Annotated in this window: 9 protein-coding genes; 8 read left to right on the top strand and 1 reads right to left on the bottom strand. The window is 36.0% G+C overall.

Translation table 11 applies throughout. The features are described 5' to 3' along the window. Positions 1 to 1,064: 1,064 nt before the first annotated feature. Positions 1,065 to 1,553 (top strand): ferritin, encoded by a 489-nt coding sequence (locus tag CKF58_RS05155; RefSeq protein ID WP_119531651.1) that lies wholly within the window; start codon positions 1,065 to 1,067, stop codon positions 1,551 to 1,553. Between the two features lie 27 nt (positions 1,554 to 1,580). Next, the gene (locus CKF58_RS05150) at positions 1,581 to 2,093 is read left to right on the top strand and encodes a ferritin (protein ID WP_119531649.1); all 513 of its coding nucleotides are present in this window, start codon (positions 1,581 to 1,583) and stop codon (positions 2,091 to 2,093) included. A 233-nt stretch (positions 2,094 to 2,326) separates the two neighbouring features. Here the strand turns inward: CKF58_RS05150 and CKF58_RS05145 are convergent, their stop codons facing one another. Further along, positions 2,327 to 7,405, bottom strand: coding sequence for an exodeoxyribonuclease V subunit gamma (locus CKF58_RS05145; RefSeq protein ID WP_119531647.1), 5,079 nt, complete (start codon positions 7,403 to 7,405; stop codon positions 2,327 to 2,329). A gap of 295 nt (positions 7,406 to 7,700) precedes the next feature. Between CKF58_RS05145 and CKF58_RS05140 the strand changes: the two genes are divergently transcribed. The 6 genes from CKF58_RS05140 to CKF58_RS05115 all read left to right on the top strand — a co-directional run bounded on the left by CKF58_RS05140 (position 7,701) and on the right by CKF58_RS05115 (position 20,770). Next, positions 7,701 to 8,282, top strand: a complete 582-nt coding sequence (locus CKF58_RS05140) for a UbiX family flavin prenyltransferase (protein WP_119531645.1) — start codon at positions 7,701 to 7,703, stop codon at positions 8,280 to 8,282. A gap of 49 nt (positions 8,283 to 8,331) precedes the next feature. After that, positions 8,332 to 11,028 (top strand): AAA family ATPase, encoded by a 2,697-nt coding sequence (locus CKF58_RS05135; protein ID WP_119531643.1) that lies wholly within the window; start codon positions 8,332 to 8,334, stop codon positions 11,026 to 11,028. Between the two features lie 327 nt (positions 11,029 to 11,355). Next, a complete protein-coding gene (pssA, locus tag CKF58_RS05130; RefSeq protein WP_119531641.1) occupies positions 11,356 to 12,792 on the top strand; it encodes a CDP-diacylglycerol--serine O-phosphatidyltransferase in 1,437 nt (478 codons plus the stop codon). A 71-nt stretch (positions 12,793 to 12,863) separates the two neighbouring features. After that, positions 12,864 to 17,672 carry a transcription-repair coupling factor gene (locus CKF58_RS05125; RefSeq protein ID WP_119531639.1) on the top strand — a complete coding sequence of 1,603 codons (4,809 nt, stop codon included), beginning with the start codon at positions 12,864 to 12,866 and terminating at the stop codon, positions 17,670 to 17,672. Positions 17,673 to 17,947: 275 nt separating this feature from the next. Continuing rightward, complete coding sequence (locus tag CKF58_RS05120; RefSeq protein WP_119531637.1) at positions 17,948 to 19,243, top strand: lytic murein transglycosylase; 1,296 nt, start codon at positions 17,948 to 17,950, stop codon at positions 19,241 to 19,243. A gap of 288 nt (positions 19,244 to 19,531) precedes the next feature. Continuing rightward, complete coding sequence (locus CKF58_RS05115; RefSeq protein WP_119531635.1) at positions 19,532 to 20,770, top strand: hypothetical protein; 1,239 nt, start codon at positions 19,532 to 19,534, stop codon at positions 20,768 to 20,770. Positions 20,771 to 21,268: the final 498 nt, after the last annotated feature.

Below are 21,268 nucleotides of genomic sequence, written 5' to 3'. Positions count from 1 at the left end.
TTATAGATTTATCTCTGAAGAACATGCAGATGAATTAATTTTAATTCGCTTGAGAGGTAAAAATTAAAAGGTTTTAATTTTACTTAATTACATTTCTACTCATTTTGTGGCACTGCTCATTTGGTAAAAATTTTTAATTAGGCTAAAGTTATTTACGTTTTAATTAGGCTAAAATTAAGAGCTTTAGTTTATAAAATTTATAAATAGATAAATCTTATAAATAAATTTGATTTTCTTAATTTTTAGTATATAATGTGCGTATAAGATGTGAATCTTAAGTGGTTAAAAGTATTAAAAAGTTTTATGGAGAGGTCATTGACTTCTCCATTTTTTGTGCTTTAAATTTGTTATAAATGCTCTAAGAATTGCAATTAAGTAAAGTTAGTTTGGAATTGATAACATTTTTCTTTTATCTAAGTGGTTGATTTTTAGCAATCGTTAAATTGTTAATGTTAATTATTAACAATTAGACCAAGCAAACCTTGGATTTAATGCTAATAGTTCATATTTAAGATTTTCTAAACTAATAAATCGCTGTTTTTACGTACACTTAGCTTTTTTAGCTCTTTTAAACTCGTATAATAGAATTAACAAACAAGCTAACTTTAAGTTCTAAAGAATCTCTAAGATTACTCTTAGTAAATTAAGAGCAAGTTGATGAGTGTTACTTAAGTTTTACTTAAATTTAATTTAGAATTTAACATGCTCTCTAATTTGGCTTTAGCTTAAAATTTATTTCTCATTTATAAGAAAGTTGTTAATAGTTGTTAAAGTAAAACTAAAAATAAAAAATTAAGCGTAAATAAATAATCAAGCTTAAAAATAATAAAACTTAAGCCATAAAGCTTAAAAAATATAAAGTTTAAGTCATTAAGCTTAAGTCATAAGTTTAAATTAAAGCCGACCTTAACAATTATTATTCTTTGCTGTTTATAACCTTTTCAAGAATTTATCCCTAAGCATTTGCTGGGTAAATATTATCTTTGCTCGTTCGAGCAAATTCTTTAGCATAATTTCTTGAGGTTATACAGCGGACTTTCTTTCAGCTATAAGGATCTTAAGATATGTTAAAACAATCTGTAATTGATGTTTTAAATAAACAATTAAATGCAGAACTAGAAAGTTCTAACATTTACTTAGTTATGTCAAACTGGTGTCGTACACGTGGTTTATTAGGTGCTGCAACTTTCTTCAAAGGTCATGCTGATGAAGAATATCAACACTTCAAAAAAATCTGGAATCACTTAGAAGACAATGATGTGCGTCCACACGTAGGTGTTGTACCTGCTGTAAACTTACAAGTAAGCTCATTAAAAGATGTATTAGAACAAGCTTACGAGCACGAAAAACTAGTAACCAGTTTAATTAATAACTGTGTAAAAGTAGCACAAGAAGCTAACGATTACAAAACTTTCAACTTCTTACAATGGTTCGTAGACGAGCAAGTTGAAGAAGAATCATTATTCTCTGATGTATTAGCTAAGTTCGAGATTGCGGGTACAGATGGTATTGCTACTTACTACGTAGACCGTGATATTGAGAATCTTCACTAATAGACCTTACAACATCAGGAGACCATTATGATTAATCAAAATATCGTAAACCTATTAAACGAAAAAATTAATCAAGAATATTTTCGTTCAAATCTATTTTTAGATATTTCAGGTTGGGCACAAGATTTATCTTTAAAAGGAGTACAAGGTTACTTCTTAGCTCAATCACAAAAAGCTTTAGCTAATGTATACGCTGAAATTGAATATTTAAATCAATGTGGCTATGAAACTACCTTAGGTCAAATTAACGAAGGGATTCGTGAGTTTGATAACATTGAAGATCTATTTGTCTATGTATCGGAAATGGAAAAAGGTTATAAAGCTGATTTAAATAATCTGTTAGATGTATGCTTAAGTAGTAAAGACTTTGCAACTTATGCTAACTTAGAACCACAAGTATCTACGCAACATGCAGATGAGTTTTTCTTAACTTCAATGCTAAATAAAATTGCGATCGTAGGTGCAAAAGGTCAAGGTTTATACTTAATCGATAAAGAATTAAGTGAGAAATATCCTTTACCAACAGAGGAAGCTGCTTAGTCTTGCAAACCGTGCTTGGTTATGGTTTATTAAGCCATAGTCTATTGCAACTAGGAATATTGTATTCTTAGGTTAAAATTAGAGTGATTACTAGAGGGGCATGCAAAGGCATGCCTCTTTTTAGATGCATAAAAAAAAAGCAGGAGTTTTTTACGACTCCTGCATTTATTTTGCGTTTTTTCTTAACTAATTAACTTCTAATTAATCAAAATGCTAATTAGTCAAACTGCTAATTAATCAAACTGATAACCAGCTTTGATTTTAGTAAACAGCTCTTCTTGCGTAGAACTTGCATCTTTATCAGATGGAGTTTTATATAGAGCAATAGTTTGTGTTTGCTGAACAAAGTCATTTAACAGTTTTACTAGTTCTTCGTCGGTATACTTCTCTAAAGCAAAACATTCTTTTAAAAGATTAATCAGATATACAGAGTAAATGTTATTCTTAGTAAATTGTCCTTCAAATTTAGTAGCAAATGGTAAAAAGAGGTTATGACCAACTAAGTACCAACTACTAATTTGTGCCAGATAACTAAGAATTAACTCGTATAGATCCTTACTTGCAAAAAAGTTTTGATTTTGCGTGTAGTATACAAACAGATTTTCTCCTAGAGTAGTATCTTTTCCAGCTTTGACACTTTCACTTGCATCGATAAACCAGAGATGCGTAGCTTGCTTAATCCGCGGATGTTTATGCGCAGCCGCTAGAGTACAGAGATCTGACAGTTTAGGATTAAAAAGATTAGGGTTTAAGCGTAACAGTTTTTCCTTTTTAATGTACTCGATAAGCTTGTCATGGTTAGTGAACTTATAAAAGAACACTTGTTCATCTACACAGTTAATTTCAACAGGGATACGTAAATAAACATTAGCAAAAGGTTGTGTTGTTTCCTTTTGGCTTTGTTTAATGGTTTGTAACTCTTGATAGAGCATTTGCTGTTGCGCTAGTGTTGGATGTTGTTCAAGTAAGTCACAGTAAGCATGACAAAACTCGGCATTTACAGCGTAGTATAAATACTCGGTAACTTGCTCATGACGGCTAACCTCCGGAAAAACAATAGCTTGGTTACTTTGCTCAAGATAAGTTTTTAATGCTGTAATAGGCTTACCTTGTTGTAAATAATCAGCATATTTTTCTAAGAGAATGTCAAATTCGTCCTCTTGCTTATTGTTAACATACTTATTAACCGCTTTCGCACCACTAAGAATTAGTTCTTGCTTAATTTGCTCTGGTGTTTTACCTGTTTTTAGTGGTTCTAAGATTTGTCCATAAAAAACAAAACTTAGAGAACTACTTTCAAAATCAGGTAAGCCGTAGATACTATCCTTACTTGCAGAGTTTTGATAAATTGTTAATTTTTGCAAGGTTGGAATACGTTGATCTGGAGTTATAGATTTAAAATCAGCTCCACTTGCATAAGTCGGAGTAGCAAAATCTCGTAACTGTTTTGGACTAACATCAATAAACTTAGCTTTAATTGGAGCTTGTTCTTGATAAGTAAGCACTTGGTATTGCTGACTTAAGTTAAAGATTTGCTGATAGATATCTAATAAAGATGACAGATCATCGTAGTTCAGCGAATTTTGTTTAGCTACAGGCGTTGATTCTTGAGCTAGACCTTGCGCTTGTTCTTGAACAAGACTTTCGGTTGGTGCTTGAACTTGTTTTTGTTGTTCTAGCTCTTGTGCAGACACGCTTGCTTTGTTCTTTCTTTGCCAGAGTTGATTAAAACTTGGCTGCGCACTCTGTAAGAGAGTTTGGGCAAGTTTATCTACTGCTGTCTTAGATGAGTTAGAGCTTTGATCATAGTCTAGATTAGCGTCCTGATTAACTTTCCCTCTATCTTCCTCTCTATCTTCCTCTTTAGCTTCTTCTCTTGTTACAAGTTGAGCAATTTTAGCTTGTAATTGTGTGTGTGCTAAGCCGTAATTTTGTAGAGCAAATGAACCTAAAGAGAGAGTTTTAATAAAGCTTGCATCATTAGGAGTAGAGTAGAAGCTGCTTAATAAATCCGTAGCCAGAGCTCGTTTAACTTGTGAAGCGGCTACTTCTGGAGCAGCTTGCTTAATATCATCTCCAACGATATTAGAATTTACTAAATCAATGCTTTCATAATTAGCGCTTTGCGCTGGATATAAATAGTGTGCTGGTAAAACTAAATTCGCTTTAATAAAATCTACCACATCCATGAGAATGCTTGAAGCTGGTAGGTCATTATCTTTCGCGTCTTTACCAATATAACTTAGCACTAGTTTTTTACGAGTGTTAGTTAGAAGCTCTAAGAAGTCTTGTTGCCCGAGATTGTAATTGTTTGGATTGTTACTACAGATTTTTAATTTATCCGTAAAGTCTAAGGCTTGAGCTGTATTTTGCGTTGGGAAATCATTATGATTTAAGCCTAAGCAAATTACATATTTATAACTACAACCACTCGTGTGCGCCATGGTCGCGAAGGTGAGCTTGTTATTACTAAAAGATTCGCTTTTAATACGTTTAGCTACACTTGCTAGCATATCCTTAAACACAAAACGATCGACAAGTTTATTACTTGCTTCAGCTTGACGCGCTTTAATTTTGATTTCGCGTAAAATAGCTTGCGCTTGATTACGTGCGGTTTCATTATGCGCTAAGTAGCGATAAGTAATTTCACCAAAGAAATCAGCCCATTGTTCAACCGTATGTAAAGCATGAACTTTACTGCTATATTCACTTAGATCTAGCATTAAGCTCGTAAATTTATGTAAACGTTCTGAGGTTTGAGAACTAGCAAGTAAAGGGATTGCTGGTGTTAATAAGGTTGGCTTGTCAAGGGTAAAGCTATTTTGCATACTTGCGCGAAACAGCAGATGTTGCCAAGAGTTATAGTTTAATAATGGTAAATCTTGTTGTTGCTCGGCATGTGCCAGTTCACTTATTTGATTATGCAGTGGTAACTGATAGTTACTTGCTGCATAATTAATTTGTAACGGATTATAGCCATAACCCATTTGTCCATTAACTTGATGGTTGTTTAATAAGTTATGTAAAAACTTATGGTCATCAGCTTCAAGTTTATATAACTCACGTGTACCAGCAAAACTTAACCAAGATTGTAAATCTTGATAACTAAACTCATTAAGTTTTAGTTTAAAGATAAAATCCCAGAGTTTAGAAACTTCTTGCTCTAGTAAGTTATTGAGTAAGATTTGGTACGGCGGAATAAACGTTAACTGATTTTGTTGTTTCAGTTGGGTGTAAACTTCTTGCTCTTGTCCGTTACCCTCTGGAGCTTGTAGTTGCGCATAGAATTGCTCAATCGTTGCTTTATAAGTATCAATATTTGGCGCAACAATTAAGAAATCACTAAACTTAATTTCATTACCTAGTGCTTGCTCTTGGCTAATTTGGCGCAAAATAAAGTCATGCGCAAATTCTAGTTCACGACGACGCGAATGAGCTTGTACAACCGTAAATGAATCATCACCGCGCGCATGCACTAAATATGGAGCTTGTATTTGTTCATTAGTAGTATAGTTATTACTAAAGAACTTATATTTACGCTGCGTATCAAAAGGAGTATATTCAACAATTGACGCTTGGATTTGTTGTAACAGGCTTGGTTGTTGCAGACTTAACTTCCCAAGTTGCTCTAAATAATGAACTCCTTGCAGGCTCGTAAATACTTGTTGATAAAGTGCTGAAACTTTATTAGCAGTATATTGCGCTTGTTGCTCAGGGCTTAAATTAGTTTGTTCAATGTTTATGGCTTGTTCATAAGCTTGGTAAACCGGAGCTTGTTGATAAGCAAGTGTAAATAGACCTTGCCAATTAGTTGCTAATTGCGTGTATAAAGGTTGCTCGGTATGATCTTTACCTGCAAGAAGTGGATTTAAGAACATGTCATACTCGGCATAGAATGGAGTTTGACTTAGTTCTTTGTCAGCTAGTAAAAACTGTTGCCCAGAGAATTTATATTCTTCGATAGTAGTATTTTCAGTTTCGAGTAAATCGCTTGGGGTTAAGAAAGCTTGTTGTAAACGTTTTAAACTTGAACCTAAGTAGCTTAAAAGGTTTTGATTAGCGTAAACATTACCTGTAACTACTGGAGTTGCGTAGTGCGTAATATAACTACTAAAAGCATCTGCAGCCTGATTTAAGTTGGCATAACAATTACTTAAAAACTCTTTACGACGAATAGTCGCAAACAGATGCGGAGTAACTGTATTCACAAAATACAGCACATCAAAGTGACAATATTTAGCCACTTTTTTCAGCACGATTAAGTCACGCGGGCTGTAGATTTTAGCGTCAATAATAAACACACGTTGCGGGTGTTCTGGTTCTTGATCTTTATCTGTAGCTTCAAACTCGGACTCGGCAATTAGAGTTAGAGCCTCTAATTGCGTTAAGTAAACTTTTTTGGTGTCACGAAAATTAGTACTTTGTTGACTTAATTGTTCAAGGGCATAGGAAGAGGTTTTATGCACGACCTGTTGCATAAAGAGCACTTGTGATTGTAGGTCAAGATCGTTTTGTACAGCTTCAACAAAGTGCTTTTGCATAAAGTCTTTAAAACTTTGATTAGCATGCCGAGGAGTTATATGTCCGCCTTTACTCAGCTGCTCATCGCTAATGCCAAAATCCGCGTACATAAGATCAAGAATAAACTCTGGATACTCTCCGTATAATTTTGAAGCAAACGAGTTTAAGGTCTTAGCCACAAAATACACGTTGTTTTCAACGTAGTTGGCTGATTTAAGGTTTTCTTGCTCTTTAAGGTTGGGGAACAAATTGTCCTTATATAAAGCTGCACTTTGTAGTAAAGCTTGAACATAAGGATCATCTGTTTTTTGTAGATATTCGATTGTTAACCACAGAAGTTTTTGATTAGAAATAGAGGTAATCTCTAAGTCTTCACGTAAGAGATTTAACTGTCCATTAGGGTCAAGAAAGTTCTTAAAACGTCCTTTTAATAAAGGAGCTAGAGTTGGACTAAATTGTTTAATACTTAGTTCTTTTTGGTTAAGTTTTTTCAAAAAGAGCGTTTGAATTAATTTCATTAAACGTGGTAAGGAGAAAAACTTAGGTTGCACTCTTACTCCAGGTAAGTGTTGCATGTGTTCACGGATTTGTTGTTGTAATAAACTATTACCTGTAACAAAAATATCCGTATTGGCTAAACCTTTTTCTAACCAACGTAAGTTCATGCCTGATACTTCAGGATCATGCAGTGCCAATTGAGTAATGGCACTATTTTTTTCTTTGTGATTCGACATTTGACTTAGTAAGTCAAGACAAACCGGTAGACTATTGTATTTAAGAAGGATATACATAAAGCAAAAATACGTGTCTATAAGAGCGCCTAGCTCTTATGAAGAGAAATGAATTTGGGGACTAACTTAATAGCTAGTCTTATTTTAAGGGAAAATAAATGATGCTTTAGATGTTTTTACTGCAAATCCGAAGATTTAGTGTGTAGATTTAAAGCTTTTTCTCACTTAGTTAAGGCTTGCTGCGCTTAAGATTTAAGTGTAAAATTATTTTCTCTTAACTATGGCTAAGACTTAGGTCTTTATCCTAAGAACTCTTAGCTCTTAGGTTATAATGAGAAAAAAAGTAAAGACTATTATGCAAAAGAAAAAACTTGTTATTGCCATTACTGGAGCAACTGGCATTATCTATGCCCAACGCCTCTTAGAGTTTTGTGCACTAGTGCCAGATGTGGAAACCCATCTTATTATTAGCCCTGCTGGACAATTAACTCTCAAACAAGAAACTAACATTAGTTTAGCAGAATTAAAAGCTCTTGCTGATTATGTTCACAACTATCAAGATATAGGTAATGCCTTATCTTCTGGTTCTGTAAAAACTACGGGCATGGTGGTAGTTCCATGTTCAATTAAAACTCTGTCAGCGATCGCCAATAGTTATGACGCTGATTTAATTACGCGTTGTGCGGATGTGCACTTAAAAGAACGTCGTCGTTTAATTCTGTGTGTGCGTGAAACACCATTACATTTAGGTCATTTAAGATTAATGACCCAAGTAGCTGAATATGGCGCACAAATTATGCCTCTAGTACCTGCTTTTTATCATCAGCCGCAAACGATCGATGATATTGTTAATCAATCGGTAGCGCGTATTCTCGATCAATTAGATATTGCTTATCCGCAAGAAGCCTTTACTCCTTGGGCTGGTTTAAAAGGTTAAAGCTCTGTTTTCTTCTCAATCTCTTCTATATCTCTTCTTTGTCTAATTTATGACTGAATTACCTAAATTATCAGCTTTACAAAATTATCAAGCGCGACATTTAATTGTGCAAGATTATGCTACCTTTACTAATGCAGCAGCAAAGGCAAATAATGCCCAAGCACTTAAAGAAAGTAATGTAGGAAAGCAAGACCTAAAGCTAAAAGTAGCAAAAGAAAAGACGATTGAAAAAGGAGTGATAGCTGAAAAAGGACATATAACTAAACAAGCTACTGTAGCGGAAAAAGTAAAGATAGAGATAAAATCACAAAGCTTAGAAGAGCAACAAGAAAAGTATAAAAGCGCTAACGAAGTTAAAGATATAAGTTCAGCGCGAGCTGTAGTTGAGCAACAGTTAAGCGAACTAATGCGAGCTACTGATATTAGTCTACCTGCTTTATGGGTGGTGCGTGAGGTTACAGAGGTTTTACCACTTCTCTCGATAAGCTTAGAGGCGGTCTGCCAAAGTTTAAGCACTCAACAGCAATTAGCTTTTACACAAGTGCAAGTGGTAAATCTAAGTGGACAAGTTTTAGCTAGTTATAAAGTAGATAAAGCTCTCGAGCATGAACAACTGGTTGCGACGTTCCGTATTATTCTTTGTCAACGTGAGCAAACTAAAACTCTGCTGGGATATAACTTTAGTGCTTTGGTCTATAACTACTTTAATGAAGCTGATTTACAGTTACAACAAGTAAATCCTATCTTAGCGCAGAAACAATTACATGCACACAACCTCTTACATTGTTTGCCAGCTTTAGCTTCTGGAGCTACTGCTTATTTATATTTTGCTTCAGCGGTATTAACTGCTCATAGTTATGCTGCTTATGTTTATCAAACTTGTGTAGCGTTAGCTTCCTCACCAAGCCAAGATAAAAATCAACCCCAACCTGTAGTAGAGAGTGAGTTAGAGTTTAGCGCTGGTGAGCAACAAGCTGCAAATCCCGCTTATGCGCAAGTATTACAAACCTTAAGTACACAAAGTACTTTACAGCAAAAGAAACAAATTACTATCCTGCTTGGCGCACGTGGGGTGGGTAAAACCACCTTAATGTTGCAATATGTGCAACAATTAAGCGCAGCTAAGATTCCGGTTTATCTTACTAGTCTAAAAAAACGTGAAGTCTATGCCAAAACTGCTGCTCTTTACTTAGCACCAGAATTAGCTGCGCAACCAGATCCTTCTCTAGAAGAGGGGGTATTGTGTATAGATGAAGCTGCAGCTTTTACGCAAGGGTTACTCTCGCAGATTGTGCAACAAGAAAAATTTACGCAGCTAGTTCTAGCTACTACTTTAGATGGTAATGAAAGTGGAGCTAATTTAGGTTTTTGGCATAAGTTTATCCAGCAGTTAGAGCAACTGTTACCAGATGTGCCAGTAAATGTTTACTGGTTAACTAAACAGTTTAGAGGACAAGAGCAAGACTCCATCCAACAAGCTGCCCAACTCCTTGCTGGACAAACGAGCATTGCCGAACTGATTTCTTTTACGCTAACTTATGGTCTGCAAAATAAACAGCTAAGCGTTTATAAAGTAGGGCAAACTTGTGAGCCTTTAGTTGTAGCCGAGTTTCAAGCAAATAATGTAGTTGTAGACTCCTCTAAACAACAAAATAGAGACTTATCTTTATTAGGTGCTCATAAACAGCTAGTAGATTACAAGCGTAAGCTGCCAGTAGATTACAGAATTGAGAAACTAACTACCTTTAAGCAAAAACAAGAGTTTTTTGCTCTTGCTTACCTGACACATTATCGTGCGCAAGTGCAAGATTTTGCAACTGCTTTAGATTTAGAACAAGAACTCTATGGAGTATATGTAGATGAGCAACTGATTGCGGGAGTGCATTTAATTCCTGAACATCTAGATCAAACATACTTTAGTGACTTATATCCAGCTGTATGCCAAGGTACTCGTTTACCTCCAGGTAATATGGCATTACAAACCTTAGTAACTCATTATGGTTTTAAACCACAAGCACTAGAGGTTGGTGCTATGCGTATAAGTCGGATTTTTGTTCATCCTGTATATCGTAATAGTGGTTTAGCGCAAGAGCTCGTAGCTTTTGTGCAGCAAAAATACTCTTACCTAGCAGTAATGTATAGTTATGCGCAAGGCTTAGCTAGATTTTGGCAGGATTTAGGCTTTAAACCTTTATGGTTATCTAGAGGCTTAAATAAAACAACAGGACAAGTAAATCAGTTGCTCTTTTGGACATGTGATAAAGAAAATCAGATTTGTCTTGAAGCTTATGCTTCTTTACATAATTCTATCGTGCAGCTTTATACAGAGTTATCTAACCTGCGTGCATCATCTAATCTAGCTCAAGAGCTGCTAATAAGTAATCATAACTCTAGTATTAATAACTCAAGTAGTAATAAACCGCACTTACTTAATCTAGCAGATAACTACTCTAGTGCTCAAGTACAAGCCTATGCTACTTATCCATGTCAAACTTCCGCAGATTTGGAAGTTATCTTAGAACAAATAACTAGTTATTACACTTCTAACAGTTCTGCAGGCTTACGTCTTAAAGCTTTAGTCGTTCAAATCAGTTCGTTACTTATGAGCAACCCTGCAATGGCTCATAATTTAACTTATTTAGCAACTCTGTATGCGACTAAGCAATATCCTCTTAAAGCTTTTAAAGCCGATTCAGTCGTAATTGCCCAATCTTGTCTTAACTTGTTTAAATCTGAATACGCATAAATAGGCGGCTTAATTTAGCTAATTCAGGCTTGTCTTTACTACGAAAATTTACCTTATAAGGGTTAAATGTAGTAAAATAAATACTTAGTACCTCGGTTTTTGAGGTGCGCAGAATACATGTAATTTTTATGAGGCATGGATTTAAGATCCATGATTAAACGCAGCGATTTAACCAATAGCAGATGCTAAGAACTACGAAAGTTTTTTCTGCTATTTGCCTAGCGTTTATCCTCTTAAACTTTAATTTTTATTTTTGTCAGTATTATGTTCTTAGACCCTCAGAGTGAACATAAATTATTTTTCTACACTATTTTATAGGCCACAGCAATGTTAAATACTTTGATCAATCAAGGATACATTGTTGACGCAGCAAATATTAGCTTTCTGCTTCATCCCGAGCAATACCAACAAAAACTAGTTGAGTTAATTAGTAATGCTAAACAGCGCATTCTCATGAACTGTTTATATCTCGAGAACGATGAGAGCGGACAAGTTATTATGGACGCACTGATTGCTGCTGTTAAACAAAATCCATATCTACATGTTGATATTTTTATGGATTTACATCGGGCACAAAGATCACGTATGGGTGAACAAAAGTGCCAAACAAATGCCGCATGGTATTTTAAGCAACTGTCTCAACTAAACCAAGATTTAGTAGCGCAACATCAGCTAGCGCGCAATCCAATTAATATTCATGGCGTACCTTGTAATGCTTTAGAGTTATTTGGGGTTTACCACGTAAAAGGTTATGTGTTTGATAACACTTTACTTTATTCTGGAGCTTCGATTAATAATAACTATTGCGCATACAAAACTTATCGTCAAGATCGCTATCAAGTAATTGTCGATCAAGATTTAGCGACCGCTTTTTATAACTTTGTGATGACTAACTTTGCAAGTGAACTACCTGCAGATTTAGCACCATCAGCTTTAGCCAGCCAAGCCGCAAGTGCCATTCAAGTATTTAGTCAGAAATTAGCGGCTAAACCAGATAAAGCACAGCGCGCTATTTTTAGAAAGTTTAGACAACAAGTTCTTGCTAGCAACCAATTACAATATCAACAAGTAGCTTCAAGCCAAACTAATCGTGCTCATAACCTTGTACCTGGTGCAGTTATGATTACGCCTGTATTTGGCATTGGTAAAAATAATCCGCTTAACCAAGCTATTTTTGATGCCATAGATATGGCGCGTCACAATATAAACATTTATACTCCGTACTTTAATTTCAATAAGAAATTAACTAAGCATTTAATTAGTCAATGCAAAAAAGGAGTAAAAGTGCGTATTGTCCTATCGGACAAAGTGGCAAACGACTTCTATGCCGATCCGCAACAAGAGAATTACACTTCGGCAAACTCTTTACCTTATCTCTATGAATTAAATCTGCGTAAGTTTTTACTCAAAAACCAAGATTTAATTAATAATGGTTCTTTAGAAGTATTTGCTTGGAAACACGATACAAACTCATACCATGCTAAAGGACTCGAAATCGATAGCACTGTTCATATTTGGACAGGTTCGAACCTTAATCAACGTTCGTTCAATATAGATGCCGAGAATGCGCTAATTGTTTATGATCCATACAAACAATTAGAGAGCAAAGTAGCAACTGAAACTCAGTTTATGCTCCAGCATGTGACCAAACTCACATCTTATACCCAAATTGAACAAACTAAAGATTATCCAGTACGTGTAAAACAAACCTTACGTCGAGCTAAGTTCTTCTTTATTGATAAACTTGCTAAACGTCTGTTTTAAGCTAATCCCCCAAACATAAATATGTTTGGGGGCAAAGCTCGTGCTCTTAAATTTTTATAACTAATTGCAATATGACTTTATCAACAAACAACAAACTGTTACAAACTTTAGGTTTACCATTTAACCTATCGTTTAGCCAAACACCTAAAATTGCTCGAGTGGTCGAAAGTGCCATTCCTTTTTTAGTGCAACAACAAATGCTGGAGTTACTAGCGCAAGCTCCTGCAGATGGTCAGTTAGTAGTAATTGCTAATAGTAATAATCAAGCAGAATATTTATATACCATTTTAAGTGAATTAGCAGGGACACGCGAGCAAGGTTATTATCCAGTGTATTTATGCCCAGACTGGGGAACTCTAGCTTACGACCAGTTCAATCCGAGTGCACATATAGTTTCAGAGCGCATTGCGTTTTTACAAGCTTTAGGTACAGCTCAACCTGGGATTTACATTATCTCTTTACCTACAGCCTTACATCGTTTAAGTCCGAGTAATTATTTAGTCTCAACAACGAACTATGCAGTAGGACAACAACGTAGTAAAGAGCAAGTTGTAGCTGATTTAGAAACAGCTGGTTATCGTCAAGTGGAAGTAGTATATGAACCTGGTGAGTTTACTCTTGCCGGACGTAATATTAACTTCTTTCCCATGGGAGCAACTTTTCCGTTTCGTATAAGTTTTTTCGAAGACGAAATTGAACGTATTCGTCAATTCGATCCAGAAACGCAACAAGTAATTGGCGAAACAGAACAAATTGCTATTAACCATGGTTCTGAATATCCAATCGATGAAGTAGGACGTCATAACTTCCTACAAAACTTTGTTAAATACTTTAATCAGCGTATTTCAATTGATAGTAACTCGGTTTATGAGCTCTTAAATTCGGGTATTATTGCTCAAGGTGTACAATACTATTTACCGCTGCTTTTTAATCAGCCTTTATCAAGTCTAGCTGATTACCTTAAATCATCCCATACGCAAGTAGTGTACTTTAGCGGCTACCAGCAACAAGCTGAGTTATTTTTAGCTGATAATACTCATCGTTATCATGAACGTGAGGGTAGTCGTACTTGGCCACCAATGCGAGTTACGGATTTATACCTCAATGCCGACGAGCTATTTAGTCAATTACGAGCTCGTGCTCAAGTGATTGAGTATGAAGATTACTTTACTACTCTAGCTAAACAAGCGGCAGCAGGGGTGCCGGTAATCTCAGTTAGTCAAGCGAATACGAATCAACAAGCTCTTAAAACTAACTTAAACTTTGAGGCTGCTGATAAAGAGTTTAATACACAACAATTAAGCTGGCAAGCCGAACATACAAGTGCCTTTTTACCGCTCGATAATTTACAGCAGACCTACGTTGGTAATACTGTAGCCGCAACTAATGATGAGCAAACGGTTGAGCAAAGATTTAATTATTCAGAAAAAGAACAATTAATTACTTTAGGCTTAAATCGTTACAATCAGCCAATTATGGGTGATCGCACGCTTGAGTTTTTACAACAAGCGAATCAGTTAACCCTAAAATCACTCTTTGCGCCTAAAATTAATACCAATCACCAACTAATTAAATTAGTGCAGTTTATTCGTAAACTTAAAGCTAATTTTAGTCGCGTGCAAATTACCCTCACCGTAGCTAATCAAGGGCGCATTAATCCGTTCTATGACTTAGTCGAAGAATTACCGTTTAAGTTTATTGAACAGCCTGATCAAGTAATTAGTACGGCTCTACAATTTAGTCAAGCTTATAAGCCTTTTACCGGTCAAGCACGAGCGAATCGCGCTTTAATGAGTGCTGCTAAAGAGAATCCAGCAGCCGAGCGTCAAGCGGTTGAACTTGCTTGTGTGGTTTCATCTTTACGTTCTGGTTTTGCTTACTATAGTGAAGAAGATAAAACTGCTTATGTAGTGCTTTCTGAACAAGATGTTCTTGGTTCGTTCCAAGTACGTTCACGTACGCTCGCTCGTACTAAGCAAAAGAATGCAACCCAAGTAATTCAAGGCTTACTTGAGTTACGTCCTGGACAATTACTCGTACACCAAGCGCATGGGATATGTCGCTATTTAGGTTTAAAAACTTACGAGTACACTCCAGGTTTTCCTGAAGAAATGCTCGAACTTGAGTTTAGTGATACGAAACTGTCTGTACCTGTACGTGATCTGCACTTACTAAGCATCTATAGTCATCAAATAGATCCAGATTTAGATCCGCGTTTACTTTCAGCCGTATCCGGTCGTGCGGCTAAACGTTGGTTAAAACAGCGTGAAGCGGCTTTAGCTTCAATTCGTGACTTAGCTTCAGAACTCTTAGAAGTGCAAAGTCGCCGTGAACTCGAAAAAGGTTTTGCTTATACCTTATATCAAGAAATGTACGACGACTTTGTCTCGCATTTTAGATATGAAGAAACTCCAGATCAGTATGCGACCATTCAACAAGTACTCGATGATATGATGAGTGAAAAGAAAATGGATCGTCTGATTTGTGGGGACGTAGGTTTTGGGAAAACCGAGATTGCTATGCGTGCAGCCTTTGTAGCTATTACCAATGCTAAACAAGTAGCAATTCTTGTGCCAACTACGCTTTTAGCAAAACAACATTTCGAAAGTTTTAGAGATCGTTTTGCGCATACGGGGGCAAATATTGAACTGTTAAGTTCATTTAATACCGCTACCGAAAATAATCGTACTCTTGATCGTTTAGAACAAGGTTTAGTTGATATTGTAATCGGTACGCACGCACTATTACAAAAACGCACTAAGTTCAAAGATCTAGGTTTACTAATTATTGACGAAGAACACCAGTTTGGGGTGAAGCAAAAAGAAACCATTAAAGCCCTTAAAGCTAATATTGACGTGATTACGATGACGGCAACGCCAATTCCACGTACCTTAAACTTAGCGCTTAATGGTTTTAGGAATATTTCTTTAATTGCGACTGCACCACCAAATCGTCTGTCGATTATCACTAAAATGGTTAATATGGCTGACGAAGACATTATTCGTGATGCTATTAACCGTGAGCTCCAACGTGGGGGACAAGTATTCTTTATCCATAATGATATAGGTACTATGAACACTATTGTCACGCGCTTACGTGAACTAGTGCCTCATGCGCGAGTAGTTGCCGGAAACGGGCAAATGGCAAAAGGACAACTCGAAGAGGTAATGTTAGGTTTCCATAACCAACGTTATAACGTGCTTGTATGTTCAACCATCATTGAAACAGGGATTGACGTGCCTAATGCCAATACCATTATTATTAATAATGCGCAAAACTTTGGTATGGCACAGCTGCACCAATTAAGGGGACGAGTGGGACGTTCGTTTCGTCAAGCCTATGCCTATTTAGTTGTTCCTAGTGTGAATAACCTTAACGATGATGCCAACTTACGTCTTAAATCCTTAATTGATATAGATTCTTTAGGGGCAGGTTATATTCTGGCGACCCATGACCTAGAAATCCGTGGTGCTGGTGAAATTTTAGGGGATAACCAATCAGGTAAAGTTGATACCATAGGTTATAGTCTGTATATGAGTATGCTGCAAAACGCAGTTAAACAACTGCGTCGTCAGCAAGAACTCAATTTAGATAACCTAATGGATAAACGTATTGATCTTGAGCTTAACATAGTTACGATTATTCCTGATGCTTATATCCATGCGGCTAACCTACGTGTGTTCTACTATCGTCAAATAAGTGCAGCCACTTCCGAGTTCCAATTAGACGAAATTGCTAATAGTATGATTGAGAACTTTGGTAATTTACCTAAATCAGTACGTGCGTTATTTATGCTTAATAAACTACGTTTACGTTATCAAGATACCGATTTAGTGTCGATTATTGGTGATCGTCAAAAAATTGTGATTAACTTTAGTTCGACCCAATATATAAACGGTGATGCCTTATTTGCGTTAGTAACTAAACATCCTGGTTCATTTGTTGCTAGTCCGAATTCTTTAACCATTAAGCGCTTACCTTTAGATGATATTGAACAAATTAAAGTCTTAGCGCAAGTGCTTAATATCATTATGAGTAAAGAGAAACTAAGCGCGCAACAAGTGTATCTCCAAGATGCAGCTAGTTCTTATGCCCGTAGTGAAAATGCTGCAAACCGTAAAGTTGCGACCGGTAAAGGGACTTTTGCTTCGCAAGTGCATAATCCGCGAGCAGAAGTAACGCACGACACTACTAAAGAAGTTGTTGAGGTTGCTAGTGAGTTAGCGGCTAAACAAAGTGTAACTACAGTTGCCGAGCAAACTGCAGCAGATGCTGATCAGACACAAGTCGTAAAAGCAAAACGCCGCGGTCGTCCACGTAAAGTGGAGGTAGCTGCAGATAAAGAGCAGAACGTAAGCGCTAATGAGCAAGCTGTAGGAGAAACTCCAGCCTCAATCTCCTTAGCCGAAGACTTAGATCTAAATGCAGTTAATGATCTCTTACCAGGAGCTGGGGAGCATGAACCATCGACTGATCTCAAGTTCCGTCAAAGCTTAGATACGCAAGTACACAAAATTCAATTTGAGTACGAAATTGCTGAACATCAAGCTAAAGAGGAAGAACTGCAAGCTGCAATTGATCGTCAGTTCACGCAAGATCTTGCTCCAGAACAAGTAGTCGAGAAAAAAGTTGTAACTCATATTGCCCATCAGCCAATGTATCGTAATCCTTTAGCTGCCAAAGGTCCAACAGCTAAAAAATACCTTACTGCAGCTGAAAAGCAAGAACAAGAGTTACAAGCTTCAATTGCGGCTAAAGGTGAAGCCTTTGTAATGCCAAGTGCTGAAGAGTTGGCTAAAACTCGAGGTAAAACTAGTCGTGGACTATATGAACGTAAAGGTTCAGCCCTAGCTGGTCAACGCCTTAAACGTAAAAAGTAAAAAAAACAAGCAAATTTAATACTCGATAGGAGTAAATTTTGCTTTATGTTTGTTCGTGCTGAAAAATGTTTTTCGTTTGATATTTTTTGGCTAAATCTAGAAAAATCAAGCTCGCGTAAGCGAGCTTTTTTTATGTAAAAAATGAAATTTAGTATAATAGAAGACTACAAAATTTAGCTTAAGAGCTAAATTTTTCGAGAGTATCCCAGATTTTAAATGCCGATAAATTGATAACAGAGCTTATCAAGGTAACAAACCTCTATTTTTTAATTCTCATGTTAATTAAACCTGTAATGTTAAAAAAGATTTCCACCAATGTAGCCGTAGCTCTTTCATGCTTAAGCCTTTGGGCATGTGCTGCAAATGCAGATAATCCAAATACGAGTTTAAATACTAAAAACCCTTATGCGCATAATGGCAAAATCCCTTTAGCGCTAACCGTTCCTTTAACTACAGACAACACTCCACGTACGGAAATTCCGTATATGGAAAATGCTGAAAACTGGGACGAGTTCGTTGCTTTCTTAATTGCTCAAGCTAAAGCACAAGGTTTTGATCAACAAGTACTTAATCAATTAAAAACTTTAACGTTTAACCCACGTGTAGTACGTGCAGACCGTAACCAATACGAACGTATTACCGAGCGTAATAAAAGTACAAGCAAAGATACAAGCAAAGATACGACAGCCACGCAACCAGCTAAGCCTTTAACTCCTAAAGAAGCTAGCTTAATGCGCAACTACTTAAATATGCACATTAGCCAAGCTAAAGTAAATCGCGCGGTTGCTTTACTGAAGAACTACAAACCGGTTTTAGATAAGATTTCAGCTAAATATGGCGTACCAAGTGAAGTAATCGTTGGTCTTTGGGGTATGGAATCGAATTTTGGTCGTACTCAAGGAAGCTATAATTTACTTGATACTTTAGCAAGTTTAGCTTATGAAGGTCGTCGTCGTGTTTACTTTACGCGTGAGTTCTTTAATGCTTTACGTGTAATGGAAATTAACGGCTTTAACAAAGATGACATGAAATCATCTTGGGCTGGAGCTGTAGGTCAAATTCAGTTTATGCCTACGTCATACCTAACTTATGGTGCTGATGGTAATGATGACGGTGTGATTAATATCTGGTTAAGTGTAATCGACTCATTTGCCTCAATTGCTAATTACCTCCATAAAGAGGGTTGGAATAAAGATCTCCCTTGGGGTATTAAAGTTGATATGAGTTTTGCGGATTACTTAGGTAAATACAAAGATTACATTGGTATTACTAAAGAATCTCGCACTCTAAGCGAATGGAAAAAACTAGGTATTGTAACTAGTGCGAACCAACCTTACATGGTAAATGCTGATAAAATTAAAGCAAATACCCAATTCTGGTTAGTAGTACCGGTTAATGAACCTAAACAAGCATACTTAGTATCGAACAACTTTAAAGTGTACATGCACTGGAATCGTTCAGTTTACTTTGCTTATGCTAATGGTACTTTTGCGAACTTAATCAATCAAACTTACCATAATGATGTAAGTATTGCTCCGCAAGAAGCTCCAGTTAATAACGCTAAACAATAGTTTTTTAAAAGCCTTTAAAGTTAAACTTTAAAGGCTTTTAAATTTTCTTGTGGTGGATAACTTATTTGTAGAATCTTTAGCACGATATTTGCAAAACCTCAGACTACTTTTTCTTGTCTAACAAATACCTAAATTTACAAAAGTTGTATAATGTAACAGTTAAATAGTTACCTCTATTTGTCTAGGACTAAACTCAAGAGCAAGTTTAGCTTTCCTAGAATTGATGATAAAACTTACTCGCTGTTTAAGAGGATTAAGCTCTTAAACCAACAATTTCTCATTTTATTTATGTCAAATCTCGAAATGAATATTCCAAAGTTTGCAAGTCTAGAAGACTTACGAGTCTTAGTGGAATATTACGATTGTGAGCCAATTGAACCCTATGCTTATATTCGTTTTTCTAATGAAGCTATTACCTTAAAAAGCTGCTTAGAGTCAATTGTGCCATATATTAAAAAAGGCATTATTTGTTATAACGAACCTTTACCTGGGATTAGCGACGATGGTTCACTTGCCATTGCTCAAGAGTTTGTTGCTAAAAATCCAGGTTACAAATTAGTACGTTATCCGTTTCCGGTGATTTTCCATAATATGCCGCGCTACTACGATATTATTTTCTCAGGGGCGACAAATAAATTATGGTTACTCTATGCTTATTCAGAATATGCCATGCTCTACTTAAAGCGCATTGCGCAAAAGAACGGTGATTACGATAAAGCATGGGTATTTAAAATTGACGCGGATCATATTTATAGTGCGAAGCTACTTGAGTATACCGTACTAAAAAGTCAACTGTATTACAAGCAAAAAGGCTATACTCATTCTTGGTTATATAAAGCTAATGTGCTGCAAGATTTACGTGAAAATGATTTACCTCAACAAGGGCAAGAACCTTGGTTTCTTAGCATGGTAAATGGTTACGATCATTTCTTCAGCAAGTTAGACATGATGGCACCGCATGTAATGCGCATTATTAATGGCGTGCATGGAACCGAAGAAGAGAAACGTCGCAAAACTCAAGCGTTCGAATTACCAAGATTTAAGCCGCAATCAAGTGCGAATAATGATCAAGTGTTCTTAAATTCGTTCCACTTTTTCATGGAAAAGCTTTATCACTATCAAAAGCATGAAACCGAAGAACAAAAAGCTCGCTTAATTAATAGTCTTAAACTAGGCTTACCGGTTAAGGATATAGATTTTAGTAAGATGTGCGATTATGTGCCAGAAGTGCTAATTGATCCAGAGTTCTTTAGCTATGAATTTATTACTAAAACCATAGCTGGTTTTAACTATGCTGATCCAGAGCAAATGCTTTCTTATGGACGTGAATCATTTGATTTTGATAAGTTCTACTATAGTGAAGAATATCGTCCAGAGTACATTGTGAATTTCCACAATGAACGTTGGGCAAAACGGGATGAGATAACTGATCCTGAAGAACGTGAAGATCTCGAAATCGAACATTGGGCGTTACATGAAATGGTGAAACCTGATGGTTTACCTGAACTGTGGATTGATGAAGTTTAGGTAATAAACATTAAGCTGAAATAAACATTAAGCGATAAAGCCATTAAGAGATAAAGCCATTAATCCATTAATGGTTACGAAAAGTGTGATATGGATCACACTTTTCGTAACTTTAAAAGAGATTTCATAGATTTTAAAGGTCTATATTTAATTCTATGCTATATTAATTACGTCATCGGAGTGGCAAACTTAAAGTAATAAGTGATGTCTGAGATTAAATCCGTCGAACCTGATCAGTTAACGACTGCGTAGGGAATGCGTAAATAATGTTTAAGCCTTAAGTGCAAAAAGCTATATTTACTTGCTGTATTTATCTTTACTTACTGGATTAACAATTGCTTACACTTGTTAACTCAACTTTGAAAGCAAAAAACAACTTGGTGAATAAGTTTATTTAACTATAGTTTAAAGTTACTATAGTTCAAATTACTATAGTTTTAAAGTTGTTACATTAAAAGTTGCTCACTAAATTTACATAAAGTTTTAGTGGTGTAACTA

This window comes from Psittacicella hinzii (genome assembly GCF_003585935.1).
GTDB lineage: Bacteria > Pseudomonadota > Gammaproteobacteria > Enterobacterales > Psittacicellaceae > Psittacicella > Psittacicella hinzii.
This window is presented reverse-complemented; position numbering and strand designations above follow the sequence as displayed.